Below are 16,515 nucleotides of genomic sequence, written 5' to 3'. Positions count from 1 at the left end.
AAAATCTTGCTCAAGGATATTTGGTGCAATCGGCTGATCGTGGTTCGAATCTGTTGTTTGAACTCTAAATTTACGTGCCATACAAGAGCGTAACCCTTGCTCACGCATAATAAGGCCGACCGTCCGTTCCGATACACACAAGCCTTCCTTTAAAAGTTCTTTGTGTATTCGTGGGCTGCCATAGATTTCATGCTTGAGCTGAAAGTGATATTTAATACGATCTGTTATTTGCTCTTTACGCTTGCATTGCTCAGAGACATCAGTTGTTTGTTTTCCATTTGTAATATCCGCTCTTGGACACTTTTAAAATGCCGCACATCTTCTCCAAACGGAACTCGGAGCGATGATCTTCAATGAACTGAAATCTCAGTTCCTTTCTTTGCTGAAGATGTGCATGGCCTTTTTTAGAATGGCGATCTCTTCCTTTAGATCTTCGATTTCCCTTTTCTGATCGTCAATAAGTTGAGACTGCTCGCGGAGGTTTTCCACTTTGTTCACAGGCTCATGATCGAACTCCCGATATTTCCCCAACCAGTTTCGAAGGGTACCGGGATTGATATTCAACTCGTCCGCGATATGCTCTAAGGACTTAGTCTGCTCTTGCACATACTTTACAGCTTCACGTTTAAAAGTCTCATTATATCGTTGTCTTGATTCGCTCATGGACAGACACCTCTTAGTTAATAGTTAAGGTTATTATTACTTCTACACTAAGAGACGTCCACTATTAATTCTAAGTGCATTTTTCCATCTATTTTCCCTTACAACCGTGGCTTCCGTACCAGATCCGCGCGGTTCCCGCGCTAGCGCAACAAAGAGCCCTTCGGACTGATGCCCGAAGGACTCACACGATTCACAAGGGTTTACACGCCGCCCTTGCGAATCCAGACCGTCATCTCGCCTACACCTCGATTGCCCCAGAGATAGTACGGCACCGCCTTCAGCTTCACTCGCTCGGCAGCCTTCTGCTGTACAAGTGGACGATACGGCGTATCGTCCGACCAAGAAGCAGAGTCTTCGGCCAAGCCCTCAGCCTCAACTACGACGGCACCGCCTAATAATCCTGCGTCGTAATTAGCGTCCAGCTTCTGCAAGGCAGCAATCGTGACTGACTGTAGAGGTGTACCATTGTCCACTTCTTCCAGACAATACACGAGAGGTCCACGTTCAATAGCAACTTTGCCAGCATTAGCTCGAATCTCGGGATGCGCAGAGGTCAATTGCGTCTCCAGCTCAATTTCCCACTCCACGATATCCCCCTGCACCCATTGCCTCTCAACCGAGGCATAGCCATTCACTGTCTCATACGTCGTCACAACGCCATTGATTTTCATGACAGCTCTACCCTGGCTCCAGGATGGAATCCGCAAGGCAAGTGTAAACGAATCCTGCGGAGCCAACGTTAGCTCTATTCTGACATAACCTTCCCACGGAAGCTTGGACTGCTGGGTAAAGGCAACCTCGCCCACACCAAGCTCAAACCGAGCCTCACTGCCGATGAAAAGATGTGTGTAGACCTTATTTTGCGTTGGTGAAGCCGTGTAGATATAGCTGTTCAATGAACTAAGCAGGCGTGCCACATTCGGAGGGCAGCAAGAGCAGCCAAACCACTTCTGCCGTTCTGCTTTGACATGACGCCGACCTGGATTCAACTCCGATGCTTTCGGCAAAACTTCAAGCGGATTCACATAAAAATAATGCTTGCCATCCTGTGACATGCTGCCAATGACATTGTTGTACAGCGCCCGCTCCATGACATCCGCATAATCACTCTTCGCTTCTAGCTGCAGCATACGCTGGGCAAAGAAGATGAGGCCGATTGAGGCACACGTTTCAGCGTAGACCGTATCGTTGGGCATATCATAATCGAAAGTGAATGCTTCACCGTGATGTGTTGAGCCTATGCCCCCTGTGATGTACATCTGCTTCTTGGTTGTGTTTTCCCATAAGCGGCGGCAGGCCGCGAGCAAATCCTGATCTCCTGTCAATCTGGCAAGATCAGCCATAGCTGTATACATATAAACAGCACGCACCGAATGTCCGATGGCGACTTCCTGTTCGCGAACCGGCTTATGGGCCTGATTGTACGCCAATTGCGCTGCTGTCGGAATGGGTTGCTTCTTCTGGGTCCAATGGCTGTAGCCTTCTCTTTCTTGACATTCTTCAATAAAAAAGTTCGGCTCCGTGCCGCGCTCATCGATAAAAAATTGCGCTAGCTTCACATAGCGATTTTCCCCCGTTGCCTGAGCAAGCTTAACGAGTGCAAGCTCGATTTCTTGATGGCCGTCATACCCTCGTAGTTGACCAGGCTCACGGCCGAAAATGGTTTCAATATAGTCAGCGAATTTGCACATGACATCTAACAGTTTTCTTTTTCCCGTCGCTTCATAATAAGCTACAGCCGCCTCCATCATATGTCCGGCACAGTACAATTCATGCGCTTCATATAAATTCGTCCACGCCTGACCTGGCTCTTTGATCGTAAAATATGTATTTAAGTAACCGTTCTCTTGCTGTGCTTTGGCGATTAAATCAATGACTTCATCTGCGATTTGTTCTAAATGGGCATCCGGCGTATTCGCCAGCGAATAGCCAACCGCTTCGAGCCACTTGGCAAGGTCGCTATCCTGAAACACAAACCCGCCAAATTCTCCTTCTTCGAGACCTGCAGCAATACGGAAATTGCGAATGGCATAGCTAGGCTCTGCATCAGCAATAGCATCATTCAATGCATCCCATTGATACGGAATAACCGTCCCTCTTACAAGCTCCATAAATGGATCCCAGAATGAATCTTGTATCCGTACGTTGTTGATGGCAGCCTGTGTACTCGTGGAATTCACCATATGTAGAATCTCCTTTTGTCATCCAATTTTATATAACATTTGATTATCAACTACTTACAGTTTATCCTTATAAATAAAGGGAAACTATGAATAATTCCAACCTATTTTATATAAAATTTAACACTTCAAAAGTGAGGGAAACCGATGAGTGAACATGGCCATATCTGGATGGAACTCCCGCCACTGCCCTATTACCTCATGATTGGCTTGTCCACCTACCGTCCAGGCGAAATGCATCCAAGTCGACGTCATCTAGGCATTTTCGATCTTTTATGGGTGATCAAAGGGACCTTATATATGGGGGAAGATGATAAAGAGTGGGAGGTTACGGAGGGCCAAACGTTATTATTGCTGCCAGACCGCTACCATTATCCTGTCAAAGCCTGTGACACAGAGACTGTTTTCTATTGGATTCATTTCGACTTTCATGGCGTCTGGCAGCAAACCTCGGACCAGGATCTAGGCACTGTTTACCCGCAAGTTCGGAAGTCTTGGGAAAATCCTTATCGGATCCGCATTCCGCAATATGGCTCTCCGCCCGAGTTCGCACTTGCCGAACGACATCTCCGCAAGCTGTTGACCGATTCAGCTCATCATCGTTCAGAGACATATTGGAGTGAGCAGCAGCTTTTCATGGAATTGCTTCGGCTGCTTGATGCTGGACAGATCCGCAATGATGTGTCACCTGCCCTGAAGCTCGCCGACAAGATCGAAGCTTATTTGCGCCAACATTATCAATCCGATGTGACGAATAGCACACTCGCAGAAGAATTTCATTTCCATCCGAATTATATCGTCAGATGTATGAAAGAAATTTATGACTGCACGCCAATGGCTTATCTGCACGACTACCGAATTGAGCAGGCGAAACTGCTGCTAATTAAAACAGAGTGGTCCATTGCGCGAATCGCTGAGCATATTGGTTTCCTTAATGCTCCTTACTTCTCAAATTGCTTCAAGGCGGCTGCAGGCATCTCGCCGCTTCGGTTCCGCAAACAGTATTCGGCATGAAAAAGGCTGACCCGTTAGTAGAATTTTCTACTAAACAGATCAGCCTTTTATTTACTCTATAGCGCCTTCGTAGCTACTAAAAGATTGAATAGAACTTGTGCAGCTTCGGCACGCGTTGAAATGCCTTTCGGATCGAATTGATTTGCTGCGCGACCTTGAATCAAATGCAGCGCTGCCGCTGATCTCACAAATTCAGTCGCCCATGAAGAAACTTGATCTTCATCTGCGAATGTTTGAATAGCTGTGTTGGCGACTTTCCCATTTTTGTACTCGTATGCTCGAAGAAGTAAAGTAACCATTTCCTCACGGCTAATTTGTGCGTTCGCATCAAATATTGTTGCACTTCTACCTTGTACAATACCTGCCTTCACTGCAATGGAAACGCTATCTGCGAACCAGTCGCTTGCTTTCACATCGGCAAATGCCATTTCGCCTTTATCTGTAAGCTTCAAAGCTCTTACCAGAAGCGTTGTAAACTCGGCACGTGTGACACTGCGTTCAGGTTCAAAGGTTGTCGCACTCGTACCTTCAACGATTTGCTTCGCAGTAAGCTGCTTGATCACACTGGAAGCCCAATGGCTGGAAGGCACATCGGAGTATGTCTTGGATACTTCAAGTACAGCATATTTACTAAAGTGATTAATCTCGGCTGTGATGACATCTTTATCTAATTTGCCACCCACATACGTCAGTTTCCCGTCGTTGGCAATATAATAGATACCAGCCAATGCCGGATTCACGCTTGCTGGAATCTTCAACTCAATAGTAATAGGCTTATTGAACGTCGAAAGCTCAACTGTTTTTCCATCCGCTGTCTGAATGAACAAATGGAACTCGTACACATCGCCAACTAATTTATTTTCCGTATTAGCACTACTGCTATTGATGAGATTTTTCGCTTCCCCTTGAGCGACGGTGTCAAGTTTCAGCGTTATTTGACTGCCCTTTATTTGATCCGTTGTGAGCTTATCCGTTAATTGATTAAGCACTTCGGACGGGAACGAAAGGGTCAATGCGTCTGACTTGATCTCCAGATTGTTCTGAGAAATTAATTCGCTAATATTCCCAGGAAGTCTGATCTCTGATTTGCCATTCGGGATTGTAACGATGGTTGTACCGTTTTGACTGTTTGTAAGTTGATCTTTTGTGATGATCATGACATATTCCGCTGTTGATGGAGCGACAGGAACATTAGTTGTTATGCCCGTTACAGCAACCTGTGGCTTCGCACTTACCTCATTCGAAGCTTCGCTGACTTTCGCTGGATAATTCGCTTTAACAACAAAATAATATGTCGTGCCGTTAGATAAGCCTGTTACGTTATAACTGTAAACATTTCCATTCACAGTAGAAACAGCATCTCCGTAAGTCGTATCCGCTGTTCTTTGATAGACCGAATAAGTAACCGAACCCTCCATCGGTGTCCAACCGATCCAAGCCTGACCATTCCCTGGGATTACGTACTCAACGGTAGGCGGCGTAAGGATTTGACCTGAAATGTCGATAATCGTGCTTGCCGTTGCACCTGAGCCGTCATATGCACTTGCAACGACTTTCACCGGTCCGTTCTTCACGGCCGTTAATAATCCCGATGTGTTAATGATTGCCTTATCCGTCGTACTACCGTCCACGTTATAGACGGACCAAATGACGGAAGTCGAGCTTGCGTTCGCAGGCAACACTTGTGCAGCCATTTGCAATGTGCCGCTATCCGTAGTAATAGCTGTTCGTCCACTTTCAGCTGTCATCTGTACAGATGTGGTAGGAATCCAGTAAGGGATGACAGTCCCGCTTAAATTAAAATTAGAAAATTCAGCTGGTTTAGGAGCAATACTCGTATTGAATTTTCTTACAAATACCCCAACTTTGGGTGTTGACAACGTGGTCGAAAAAGTGTCTGTAACCTGTGTCCAGGTAACGCCATCAGGGCTGTAATACCCCTTGTAGTTCGTTCCCGCCTTGACAATTTTCAAATAGACATCCCCAGGAGGTACAATATCTGAATAGTTTTTATCCGTTTGTGAGCTGGCTTTCACTTGTGAAAAACGGAATTGTTTGGCAGGATTTGCTTGAAGTCCTAACGAGATTAAATTTCCGTCATCTTGATAAACAATTAAGCCTGCCCATTCAAAACTTTTATCCGCATCAAATTTTATTTTCGTGGAAATTGAGAAATCACTTGTTCCAGGGTCTCTGAGCAGAATGTTACTAGGCTTAGTTCCTCCCCAACTTCCTTCAATCGTCGTTAATCGCATGAAATTCGGATTTGCTGGGTTGATAGCCCAATTATCTCGACTTTCTCTCACCCAAGTCCAACCATTACCTAGAACCAATGATTGACCGCTTATGGTGAGCGTTTGTTTACCCGTTATGCCCGAGCCATCCTTGGCAGTTGCAGTGACAGTAACTGTTCCGTCGCTTAGCGCCTTTAATACACCTGTTGCCGTATCAATCGTCGCTGTGCCCGTACCGTTCACAACGGACCACGTATACGATTTATCACTTACGTTTACGGGTAGTACATTGGCAAGCATTTGAAGGGTAGCACCTTTATAAGTTACTGCCGTTACGCTATTCTGGCCAGTCACGGTAATGCTTTTTACCTTTATGATCTGTCCGCTGATCGAAATAACCTGACTTGCCGTTACACCTGAACCATCGTTAGCAGTCGCAATGACTTTGACAGATCCGTCCTTCACTGCAGTCAATAAGCCATTGCTGTTAATCGTGGCAATTGTTGTTGCCGTTCCATTCGCACTTACAACAGACCAAGTAACACTTGTATTATCTGCATTCATCGGCGTTACCACTGCAGACATTTGCAGCGTGCCATCTTTGGAATCGATTGACTTTGCGTTATCTGTTGTAGTAATGACAATATTCGTCACAGCTACGTTCGGAGCCGCAGTTACCGTAACATTCGCTACCGCCTGGATTGCACTGCCATTGATCGTTCCACTCACCGTAAAGCTTCCTACGGACGCATACTTTGATGAATCGATACTTGCCCAAGTTACAGGTACCTGCTTCGTAGTTGCATTAGTAAATACCTGAGTAACAACTGCCGGTAATTCAGGAGCTTTCCCTGCAATTGTTACAGCATTTACCCCATTTACACTTGCAACAGTTCGATAAGCGTAATCGCCAAGCGTCGCTCGCATTAATCCAGTATTGACTGCGCTTCCCATCGCATTAACGATGTGCGAAATCTCACCTCTTTTATTTAACGAAACCGTCGTTGCATGGCGAATTTTAACGCCTGGTTTATCAGGAACTTCAATACCGCTCTCCATAGACACGATGCCACCCGTGAAATTGGAGTATATCCCTAAGCCATAAGCTTCATGTGAATTTACCGAATCGGCTACTTTATAAGAAGCGTAACCATTCACGGTACCGTTGTTGCTCATCCACCGTTCTTGATTCGGAACATCATAGGGAATTTCGGTTTGATAAAAGTAGGTCCTTCCCCGTTCTCCATTCCATACTGTCTGGTACTCATGAAAATGTTCCACAAAGAGTCCGTACATGGTCACGTCATTACCATTGACGATCATACCGTTGATCGTGGTATTTAAATCCCATCCGGCACCTGTACCATGATCAGCACGCCATACCCAGAAATGGTCACCGATGACATTGTTGCTGTTGATTTCGATACTGACGTCAGCTTTGGCAAGCGCATCGCCACCGACTCTGAAATAAAGATCATGTAAAGATGTCGGATTAGCTGAATGATCGTTTGAACTGCCTTTAGGACCAACCTGCATAAGCACAGGTGAGTTCACACTTCCTGCTTCAAATAGTAGACCAGCAATTTTTACGCCGTCTACATCCGCAACGGAAAGGGCCATAATGCCATTGTCGGAATGCAAGGTTGCAAGTCCAAGACCAAGCACTACCGTATTAGGCTTCGTCACTTTAACAGTATCTGTAAAAAGATACACGCCTGGCGTAAACAACAAGTGCTTACCTTGATCAAGCGCTGCATTGATGGTAGTAATCGATGTAGACGGATCAGCAATCAAGAAATCTTCGATAGGGATTGATGTTCCTGCCGTCGTCCCTGTTGACCAACTGGTTCCACTTTTATTAGAGACCGCATCCGGCACAAACACTTTATACTTTTTAGTCACCGAATCGAAGGTAAGAAATGGCTTTTCACGAATAACGGGTACTTTGTCAACGACAGTGAATGCTTTCGTAGGCCAATCTTCTGCAGGTGCATTCTCAGAACCGACAATGGTTGTATTCCATAACGATCCGTTCCACGTTCCCCATTTACTGTTTCTCGTGAACCATTGCTGTTGTGATCCTGAATTTACAGTTCCATCCACTAATGAATCTGCCAAAAATCCTCCGCTTGCCCATCCTCCCTGGTCGTGCAGCGACAAATTGCCCTTTACATGCAACCGTCGAATAGGCGCTGCTTGCGAGACCGCAAACTTCATATCTCCGTTAGTTGGAGCTACGGCCAAGTTTTCGACGGAACGCCAAAAGTTTTGAGTCGCGTTGTTTTTTTCCATCCAATTGGCATCCACCGTTACGCCGCCATTGATGGTGACATCGTCGGGAACTTGCCCCAAACCGGACACTTGCGTATAGAAACCCACTTTAATACTAGCCTTATAGGCGCCTGGCTTGAAAAGCATGGCATACCTTTGCTTACCGAATTGATTGGTTTCTTGCTGTGCAAATAATTCGGCACCTTTCTTTTCAACATCGACAGCTGTTTGTGTCGGATCCGCAAGTGGATCAAATACAAACACATTTGGTCCAAAATCAGGCTCAGTTAGACCTGATGTTTCCACAGAAAGAGCGGATTCTACACCAGCGCTTACCGATGAAACCTTGTAGTAATATTTCGTATTTGCAGCCAAACCTGCATCCGTATAGCTGGTTAATGCAATAGCCGTGGCATTGATTTTGGTAAAAGTACCATTACTGCTCGGAGAACGATAAACGTTATAGTTATTAGCTCCTTGTACGGCTGTCCAAGTTAAGCTAACGGAATGCGTGGTTGTCGAGACCACAGGTTGATCAGGTCCAGCCGCAAGGGTTACGCCAGATCCAAAAGTAAATAAACTAAATAAAATCGTAATTGCTAACATGACAGATATACTTCTTTTAAACATGTCCCCACCTCCATAAAAATTTTGTGTAAATCGCCAAACCTATTAAGCGCTTTCATAAACTCGACTCATGTGCTCCTCTTTCTCAATTGATGTGTAACGGCAGCTTGTCCGTTTGTCATTTCTTTCTTCATCATATCTACAATAAGAAGGCAGGATAAGAAAACAAATTGACCAATTTGAATAAATTTTTAACTTTTACTAAATATTCAGCCAATTGACATGCGGATAATAAAAAAGAGCCTTACGACGTATCGTAAGACTCTCGTATGTGCGGAGCAAGCCATTGCTATGATTCGTTCGTATCTATAAAAACAATGGGCCTCCCATAGAAGGGAGGCTCGTTGTTTTATGTTTGATTAACCGCCATAGAAATTCGCATGCGGTCCTTTCACATCCAGCTTGATTCGAAACAAGCCACCCGCATAGGGTTGCTTCGTTCTGTCCTCATCACTGACACCTACACTAGCCGTCGTGATGTACAATTCGTCCATCTGTTCCCCGCCAAATGCACAAGAGCTTGTTCTCTCCACAGGGACAGGAATCGAACCTATTTTCTCACCCGTCATGGGGTTATAACACCCTACCTGCCATCCACCCCACTGCGCAATCCATAACATCCCTTGGTTATCCACAGCCATCCCATCTGGAAAACCTTCTCCCTCTGGTATCGTTATGACCGTTCGAGGATCCGAGATCATCCCTGATTCCTCCTCATATACATAAGCCACAACTTTCTTCGTCGGGGAATCAATGTAATACATCGTCTTATTATCCGGGCTCCAGCCTAATCCATTGGATACCGTGATGCCGCCATCCTCGATGGTACGAACGGTACCGTCTACATCCAAACAATATAGTGAACCGGTTGCAGCACCCTCATTTTGAGCCATCGTCCCTGCCCAGAATCGCCCAGCACGATCGCATTTCCCATCATTAAACCGATTATGAGGCAAGTGAGTCTCCGGATCCGCCAATTGCGTTAATGTCTCAGATGCCAGATCAAGCATATAAAAGCCTCGTTCCAAGGCAAGAACCATGCCGCCTTGCTTTGTTGGCACAACGGCTCCGACCTTTTGATCCAAGTCAATTGTCCGATGAGTTCCATTATCAGGGGTTAGCATATGGACTGATTGTCCATTGATGTCAACCCAAATGATTTGACCTGTACGGTGATCCCACACAGGACCTTCACCAAGCAATGCCTTACCATCCCAGATTAACGCTAATTCCGTATATTGCTGCTCCATTTCAACGCCTCCTATAACGTTCGTGCCTAATTATCTTCCTGCTTTTTTGACGCGCCAACTTGATGAAAGTTGTGCACGATCCTATCAATCCTTTGTCTCAGCAGTTCCCTACCCGTACGCTCATGAATATGATTTAAGAAACACATGTCTTGGGGAAGGGGATCCAGCATGCTTATTCGTAAAGCGGTCCGTGTTTCAACACGTAGAAGCAAACCATCCTTGCCACGTTTGATTGCAACTATTCCTGTCAGCAGTCCGGCTGTTTACTTCGCGATCAATCCGATCACGAATCGGGTCTATTTTATTCAGGGTGACGACAGCCTTGGTGTTCTGGATACAAAAACAAATAAAATCGTAACCATCATCAAAATCGGTAAAATGCCATATCACATGGCCGTCAATACGCGAACGAATCGCATATACGCAGCCAACTTCTTTGATGGTACTGTTTCTGTCATAAACGGACTTACCAATCGCGTAATCTCCACGATCAAAGTAGGTGAACGCGTCGACAATATCGCGGTCAACACACATACGAATCTTATTTATGTAACGACGATCTCCTTTAACTCAAAGAAAACTGATCTCGTTGTTCTAAACGGAACTACCAATCAAGTACACAAAAGAATACCTTTTACTGGACGTCCTTCTCAACTTGTTGTTAATGAAAGGGCCAACCGCATCTACGCAACGAATACGACTAGTGATACGTTATCTGTTATTAATGGAGAAACCAGTAAGATCATTAGCACCGTAAAAGTCGGAAGAAACCCTGTTATAACGCCCGTTCTAGATCAGAAAACCAATCAACTGTATGTTGCAAACAACCTAAGCCGTTACTGTTCGGTTGTCGATCTTCGCACGATGAAAGTTCGTAAGATTCAGCTTGGCAGACGTCAAAGGGATATAACGATTAATCCGATTACGAGTAGAATTTATGTCTCAAGTGCACAAATTTCAGTGAAGGGTCGACTCTTTGCCCTTAGTAGCAGGACGAATAAGATTATTAATACGTTAACCGTGGCTACTTTTACGGATTCGCTGATTAATCCGAAGACGAACCATCTGTTCGTTTCGGAATCTCCGGAGACTGGAACGGCTCCGCTCATAGTTTATCATGGCAGCAGCTTGAAGCCGCTCACTAAGCTCCAAGTTGGTAAAGGGTCTGGGTCAATGCTGCTGAACCCACGCACGAATCGCATTTATGTCGGAGGGGAAAAGACGATCTCCGTTATTCAGGACTAGGTCACTAATGTCTTAAAAGGCTTACTGTAAACAAAAACACCACCTCGTCGATTCACGAACAAAGACGAGGTGGTGTTCAACATCAACGACCATTATGGGGGTATAAGTCGAAAGGTACGGGTCATACTTGATAGTAACTACGATCAAGAGGAGTGGGACGTATGTTAATTAATATCCTTGTAGGTTTTATTGTACCTTGGTTATTCGCTCTCGCATGGTATAAGAAAGCACCAACCATTGCAATACTCATCTTTCCCGTCACTGCACTAATCTCTTCCCTAATAAATGCCATTGGCTACCACGTAGATTTTTGGGATTTCACACCTTTAATTGAAGATGATGAAACGATTTCTGCGCTCCCTTTTGACATTGGACTCTATCCATTAGCAGCCTGTGTAGGTATCTACTGGATTGATTTTAAAAAGAAGCATCCGTTGGTTGTCCTGATTTCGCTATCAATCGTATTAACTTCCCTTGAATATATAGCCTATCTAGTTGGTAAAGTTGAATACGGACATGGTTGGACGATTGGATGGACTTTCGTATCTTATTGTATCGCTGTTACTTCCGTGTATGGATTTTATGTACTCGCGAAAAAGCATGGCGTTAACTTTAAAAGTAAAAGTAGGTAAGCTATACATAGCTTGTAACAATTCCGCCAACAATGCTTGCAAGAACGACAATCCAAGGTGGTAATTTCCAAAAGAAAAGCATCGTAAATAAAATGCAAACAAGGATAAAATCTGCTGGTCTCATTATCGCTGTTGTCCATAAAGGATTGTACAGCGCCGCCACTAGTAAGCCGACCACTGCTGCATTCATGCCAACTAATGCACTTTGTAAATAAGAATTACTACGCATGAGGTTCCAGAACGGCAGTGTCCCTACGATGAGTAAGAAGGCTGGCAAAAAAATAGCAATTGTTGCAATGATAGCACCAGATAAACCATTGACCATCGCACCCAGGTAGGAAGCAAACGTGAACAGTGGTCCAGGAACAGCCTGCGCTGCCCCATACCCAGCAAGAAAATTTTCTTTACTTATCCATCCCGTCGGCACTACCGTTTGTTCTAAGAGTGGCAGAACAACGTGTCCACCGCCAAATACGAGGGAACCCGATCGATAGAAGCTATCCAACAGCGATAAACCCGGAGTTCCTACGGCTGAGCTGACAAGCGGCAACGTCATTAATAATCCGAAAAAGAGGATGAGACAACCAATAGCAACCTTTCGACTAATCGGTACGACTATTTGTGCGACATCGGGGGTTTTTGCTTGCGGGTACATCCAAACTCCAAGAATCCCAGCTGCGACAATCAACAATAATTGACTGAATGCGGTCTGCCAAACAAGGGTAATCGAAGCAACGAGAACCGCTAAAGTTGCACGTTTTTTGTCAGGTGTCAGCTTTTGCCCCATCCCTATAACCGCTTGAGCAACAATTGCGACAGCCACAACTTTCAGTCCATGGATCCACCCTGCGTGCCCTATGTCCATTCCCTTCAAGAGTAACGCGAATACAACAAGAACTATCACCGAAGGAAGCGTAAAACCTAGCCAAGCGGCCACCCCTCCAAGCAAGCCGGCTCGTGTAATACCAATGCCAATCCCTACTTGACTGCTAGCTGGACCAGGAAGAAACTGACAAAGCGCGACTAGCTCAGAGTAGCTCTTCTCATCCATCCATTGACGCTTACGAACATATTCATTGTAAAAATAACCCAAATGGGCAATGGGTCCTCCAAAGGAGGTCAACCCTAACTTGGATGAGACGAGCAACACTTCAATGATTAATTTCCATTTGGTTTGAGAAGAAGACATATTCAACCTCAATTCAATTATGTACATGGTAATTTTGATTTCGAAACAATGATATCACTAGATGCTGCGCAATTATAGTTAATTATTAATGAAGGGTAAAAAAAGAGGAGCGACTGCAACTAGCAGTCTGCTCCTCTTTTTACCTCAATAGATTCAGCTGTTTCCCAGCTTTATGCAACGCGTTCAATGCAAAATCAAGATCTTCCTGTGTATGCTGCGCCGTAACAATAAACCGTACGCGGCCTTTGTCCATCGCGACTGTCGGATAGACGATCCCTTGGGCGTAGACGCCTTCTTGCAACAGCAGATCGGAAAACTGCATCGTCTTCGCCGGATTGCCCACGATAACAGGAATGATTGGCGTCTCACTTGCCCCTGTGTCAAAGCCAAGCTCTTGTACCTTCGAGCGGAAGTAGGAAGCATTCTCCCAAAGCTTTGTAATGAGATTGCCGCTTTGTTGAAGCACCTGGATTGCCGCAAGGCAAGTAGCCGCTACGGCTGGTGTCTGGGACGTGCTGAACAAGAAAGGGCGCGCTTTGTGGATCAGGTAATCCTTGAGAACTTGATCACAAGCCACATAACCCCCAACAGCCCCTACTGCCTTCGAAAGGGTACCAATCTGGATGTGAACGCGGCCATGCAGACCGAAATGATCCGTCGATCCCTTCCCATTCTTGCCAAGTACGCCGCTCGCATGGGCATCGTCAACATAGACAAAAGCACTGTACTTTTCAGCAAGCTCCACGATGGTTGGCAGAGGTGCGATGTCTCCGTCCATGCTAAAAACACCGTCCGTTACGACAATTCGCTTCTGGAATCCAGCACTTTCTTTAAGAGCTGCTTCTAGTTGATCCATGTCTTTGTGGGCAAACACTTTCCGCTGCGCTTTCGTTAATCGAATACCGTCAATAATACTCGCGTGATTCAACTCGTCACTGATCACGACATCATCCGGTCCAAGTAGTGGACCTAAGACACCTTGGTTTGCAGTGAAGCCGGATTGAAACACGAGGGCCGCTTCCGTTCCCTTGAATTTGGCAAGCTCCAATTCGAGCTCATCATGAATATCAAGCGTCCCCGTAATCGTACGTACGGATCCGCTTCCGACACCATATTTCTCAATTGCACGAATGGCCGCTTCCTTCATACTAGGATGATCGGTTAGCCCCAAATAATTGTTAGAGGACATTTGCAGCACCGAACGCCCCTTCAATGTCATCCATGCACTTGATCCGCTTTCCCATACGGTCAATGGCCGGTAGCGCCCTTCCTTTTTCAATTGCTCCAATTCTTCCACTAATGAGTTCCAATTAGCCATGAATCGCACACTCCTTTAATAATGGTATGGCATCTTCTGTGTCATGTACAAAAACGATTTTGCCGCATTGCCCCGAAATCATCAAATCAAAGGCTTTTTCATAATCCTTCAACGCGAACGTATGGGTAATGAGCGGTTTCAAATCGATTCGATTCTGATCAAGTAAACCTTTCAGCTGATACCAGGTCTGGTACATGCGCCTCCCGGTAATTCCTTCAACACGTAAGCCTTTGAAAATAATATGACGCGAAAGATCGAGGGGCACCTCTTGTGTTGGAATGCCTAGTAAGCATACTCGCGCCGCAGAGGCCGCTGCCTCGAAGCCACCACGGATCGCATCGGGATATCCTGACATCTCTAAGACGACTTCCGCACCTTCGCCGCCTGTATAGGCACGAATTGCCTCTACCATGGACACTTCTCTACTATTGATGAGATAGTCTGCGCCCATCTGCTTCGCTAACGAGAGTCGATAGGGATTGATGTCAACAGCGATCACCACCCCAGCGCCGCTAGCTTTGGCAACTGCTACTGCCATCAATCCGATTGGCCCTGTGCCGATGACAACAACCGACTTCCCAACGATATCTCCTGACAAAACAGTTTGTACCGCATTGCCAAGCGGGTCCTGCAGACAAGCTAGCTCAAATGGCATATCCGGCCTATTGTGAATGACATTCGTTGCTTTAACAACCGTGTATTCCGCAAAACAGCCTGGTGCCGTAATGCCGAAGCTAACCGTATTCGGGCAGACATGCGCGTTTCCTGTTCGGCATGCTTTACAAACCCCGCATACGATGTGCCCTTCTGCCGATATGTGATCCCCGATTTTCACATTCGTTACTTGGCTGCCTACCGCTTCGACTACACCGGCGAATTCATGACCAAATACATTCGGCGTTACCACTGCGCTTTCCGCCCAATCATCCCATTTGTAGATATGGACGTCCGTCCCGCAGATGGAAGTTGCTTTCACCTTAACTAACACTTCGTCAGGTCCACAGCGTGGAATTGGTACTTCTTGTAAAACAGCGCCAGGTCCGCGTACCTGTTTGACAAGTCCGATCATGGTCTCTCTCATGTTGCATGCCCCCTCTTCATATAAAAAGTTTACTATATTAACTTTTTGTGCGTTATCTTGCATATACAATATATTATACATACGGATCATATATTGTACATATGTATTTGAAAATATTTCACACCTATGCTAAATTTGGTTTATACTTGTGGTACTAGTAGGAAGAGGAGAACGCAATGGATCAGGAACAAATTCATAAAAAGATCGGGAAAAACCTTCAAAATATTCGCAAAGCAAGGTCACTCAGCTTGGATCAGGTGGCCGAATTAACAGGCGTCAGCAAGGCGATGCTCGGGCAGATTGAGCGTGGAGATTCAAATCCAACCATATCCATTTTATGGAAAATTGTGAACGGACTGCACATTTCATTTACTTCCCTCATTGAGGATAATGTGCCGAAAGTAACCCATATCCGTCTCGATGAGATTGAACCCTTCCTAGAAGAAGACGGGAATTATCGGGCGTTTCCTATCGTTCCTTTTGAGCAGAAAAAGCAATTTGAGATCTACACCGTTGAAATTGATATCGGTTGTACCCACGCCTCGGAAGCCCATTATGAAGGTGTCGAAGAATATATTTTAATGATCAGCGGTGCGCTTCGTCTCCGTATTCAAGATGAAACCTACGAGCTGAAAGCCGGAGAAGCTATTCATTTTTCCGCGGATCAACCTCATGTTTATGAAAATATTGCAGATGAGAAAACAATGTATAACACGATCATTTGTTATCCTTTGTAAGCGATTTTCATGTATATCGCAAAAAAGGCTGGCCTCTAAGTAGATTGATCTACTTGGGGGTCAGCCTTTTCATT

The 16,515-nt window shown here is 45.4% G+C and carries 12 protein-coding genes; 4 read left to right on the top strand and 8 right to left on the bottom strand.

The window, feature by feature from the left end; translation table 11 throughout:
- The 3 genes from AC58QG_RS17820 to AC58QG_RS17810 all read right to left on the bottom strand — a co-directional run.
- Positions 1 to 228, bottom strand: a 228-nt coding sequence (locus AC58QG_RS17820) for an IS3 family transposase (RefSeq protein ID WP_497363482.1), incomplete at its 3' end; no start/stop codon positions are given.
- Between the two features lie 138 nt (positions 229 to 366).
- Positions 367 to 663 carry a transposase gene (locus tag AC58QG_RS17815; RefSeq protein ID WP_056620178.1) on the bottom strand — a complete coding sequence of 99 codons (297 nt, stop codon included), beginning with the start codon at positions 661 to 663 and terminating at the stop codon, positions 367 to 369.
- 200 nt (positions 664 to 863) lie between these two features.
- The gene (locus AC58QG_RS17810; protein ID WP_497363447.1) at positions 864 to 2,846 is read right to left on the bottom strand and encodes a glycoside hydrolase family 127 protein; all 1,983 of its coding nucleotides are present in this window, start codon (positions 2,844 to 2,846) and stop codon (positions 864 to 866) included.
- Positions 2,847 to 2,990: 144 nt separating this feature from the next.
- On the opposite strand from AC58QG_RS17810, the gene AC58QG_RS17805 reads away from it, so the two are divergent.
- Positions 2,991 to 3,857 (top strand): AraC family transcriptional regulator, encoded by an 867-nt coding sequence (locus AC58QG_RS17805; protein ID WP_497363446.1) that lies wholly within the window; start codon positions 2,991 to 2,993, stop codon positions 3,855 to 3,857.
- 56 nt (positions 3,858 to 3,913) lie between these two features.
- On the opposite strand, the gene AC58QG_RS17800 is transcribed toward AC58QG_RS17805, so the two are convergent.
- Positions 3,914 to 8,992: a pectate lyase-like domain-containing protein gene (locus tag AC58QG_RS17800; RefSeq protein ID WP_497363445.1), complete on the bottom strand. Its 5,079-nt coding sequence runs from the start codon at positions 8,990 to 8,992 to the stop codon at positions 3,914 to 3,916.
- A 356-nt stretch (positions 8,993 to 9,348) separates the two neighbouring features.
- On the bottom strand, positions 9,349 to 10,239 hold the full coding sequence (locus tag AC58QG_RS17795; protein ID WP_497363444.1) for an SMP-30/gluconolactonase/LRE family protein: 891 nt from the start codon (positions 10,237 to 10,239) through the stop codon (positions 9,349 to 9,351).
- A gap of 168 nt (positions 10,240 to 10,407) precedes the next feature.
- On the opposite strand from AC58QG_RS17795, the gene AC58QG_RS17790 reads away from it, so the two are divergent.
- Both AC58QG_RS17790 and AC58QG_RS17785 read left to right on the top strand, forming a co-directional pair.
- Positions 10,408 to 11,484, top strand: a complete 1,077-nt coding sequence (locus AC58QG_RS17790; protein ID WP_497363443.1) for a YncE family protein — start codon at positions 10,408 to 10,410, stop codon at positions 11,482 to 11,484.
- Between the two features lie 161 nt (positions 11,485 to 11,645).
- Positions 11,646 to 12,116, top strand: coding sequence for a CBO0543 family protein (locus tag AC58QG_RS17785; protein ID WP_497363442.1), 471 nt, complete (start codon positions 11,646 to 11,648; stop codon positions 12,114 to 12,116).
- A gap of 1 nt (position 12,117) precedes the next feature.
- On the opposite strand, the gene AC58QG_RS17780 is transcribed toward AC58QG_RS17785, so the two are convergent.
- The 3 genes from AC58QG_RS17780 to tdh all read right to left on the bottom strand — a co-directional run bounded on the left by AC58QG_RS17780 (position 12,118) and on the right by tdh (position 15,704).
- Positions 12,118 to 13,305, bottom strand: coding sequence for a chromate transporter (locus AC58QG_RS17780; protein ID WP_497363441.1), 1,188 nt, complete (start codon positions 13,303 to 13,305; stop codon positions 12,118 to 12,120).
- 139 nt (positions 13,306 to 13,444) lie between these two features.
- Positions 13,445 to 14,623, bottom strand: coding sequence for a glycine C-acetyltransferase (locus AC58QG_RS17775; protein ID WP_497363440.1), 1,179 nt, complete (start codon positions 14,621 to 14,623; stop codon positions 13,445 to 13,447).
- Positions 14,616 to 15,704 carry an L-threonine 3-dehydrogenase gene (gene tdh, locus AC58QG_RS17770; protein ID WP_497363439.1) on the bottom strand — a complete coding sequence of 363 codons (1,089 nt, stop codon included), beginning with the start codon at positions 15,702 to 15,704 and terminating at the stop codon, positions 14,616 to 14,618. The genes AC58QG_RS17775 and tdh overlap by 8 nt, the downstream gene beginning before the upstream one ends.
- 176 nt (positions 15,705 to 15,880) lie before the next feature.
- Between tdh and AC58QG_RS17765 the strand changes: the two genes are divergently transcribed.
- Positions 15,881 to 16,441, top strand: a complete 561-nt coding sequence (locus AC58QG_RS17765) for a helix-turn-helix domain-containing protein (protein ID WP_497363438.1) — start codon at positions 15,881 to 15,883, stop codon at positions 16,439 to 16,441.
- The last annotated feature ends 74 nt before the right edge of the window (positions 16,442 to 16,515 follow it).

Source organism: Paenibacillus sp. J22P169 (assembly GCF_059691995.1).
This window is presented reverse-complemented; position numbering and strand designations above follow the sequence as displayed.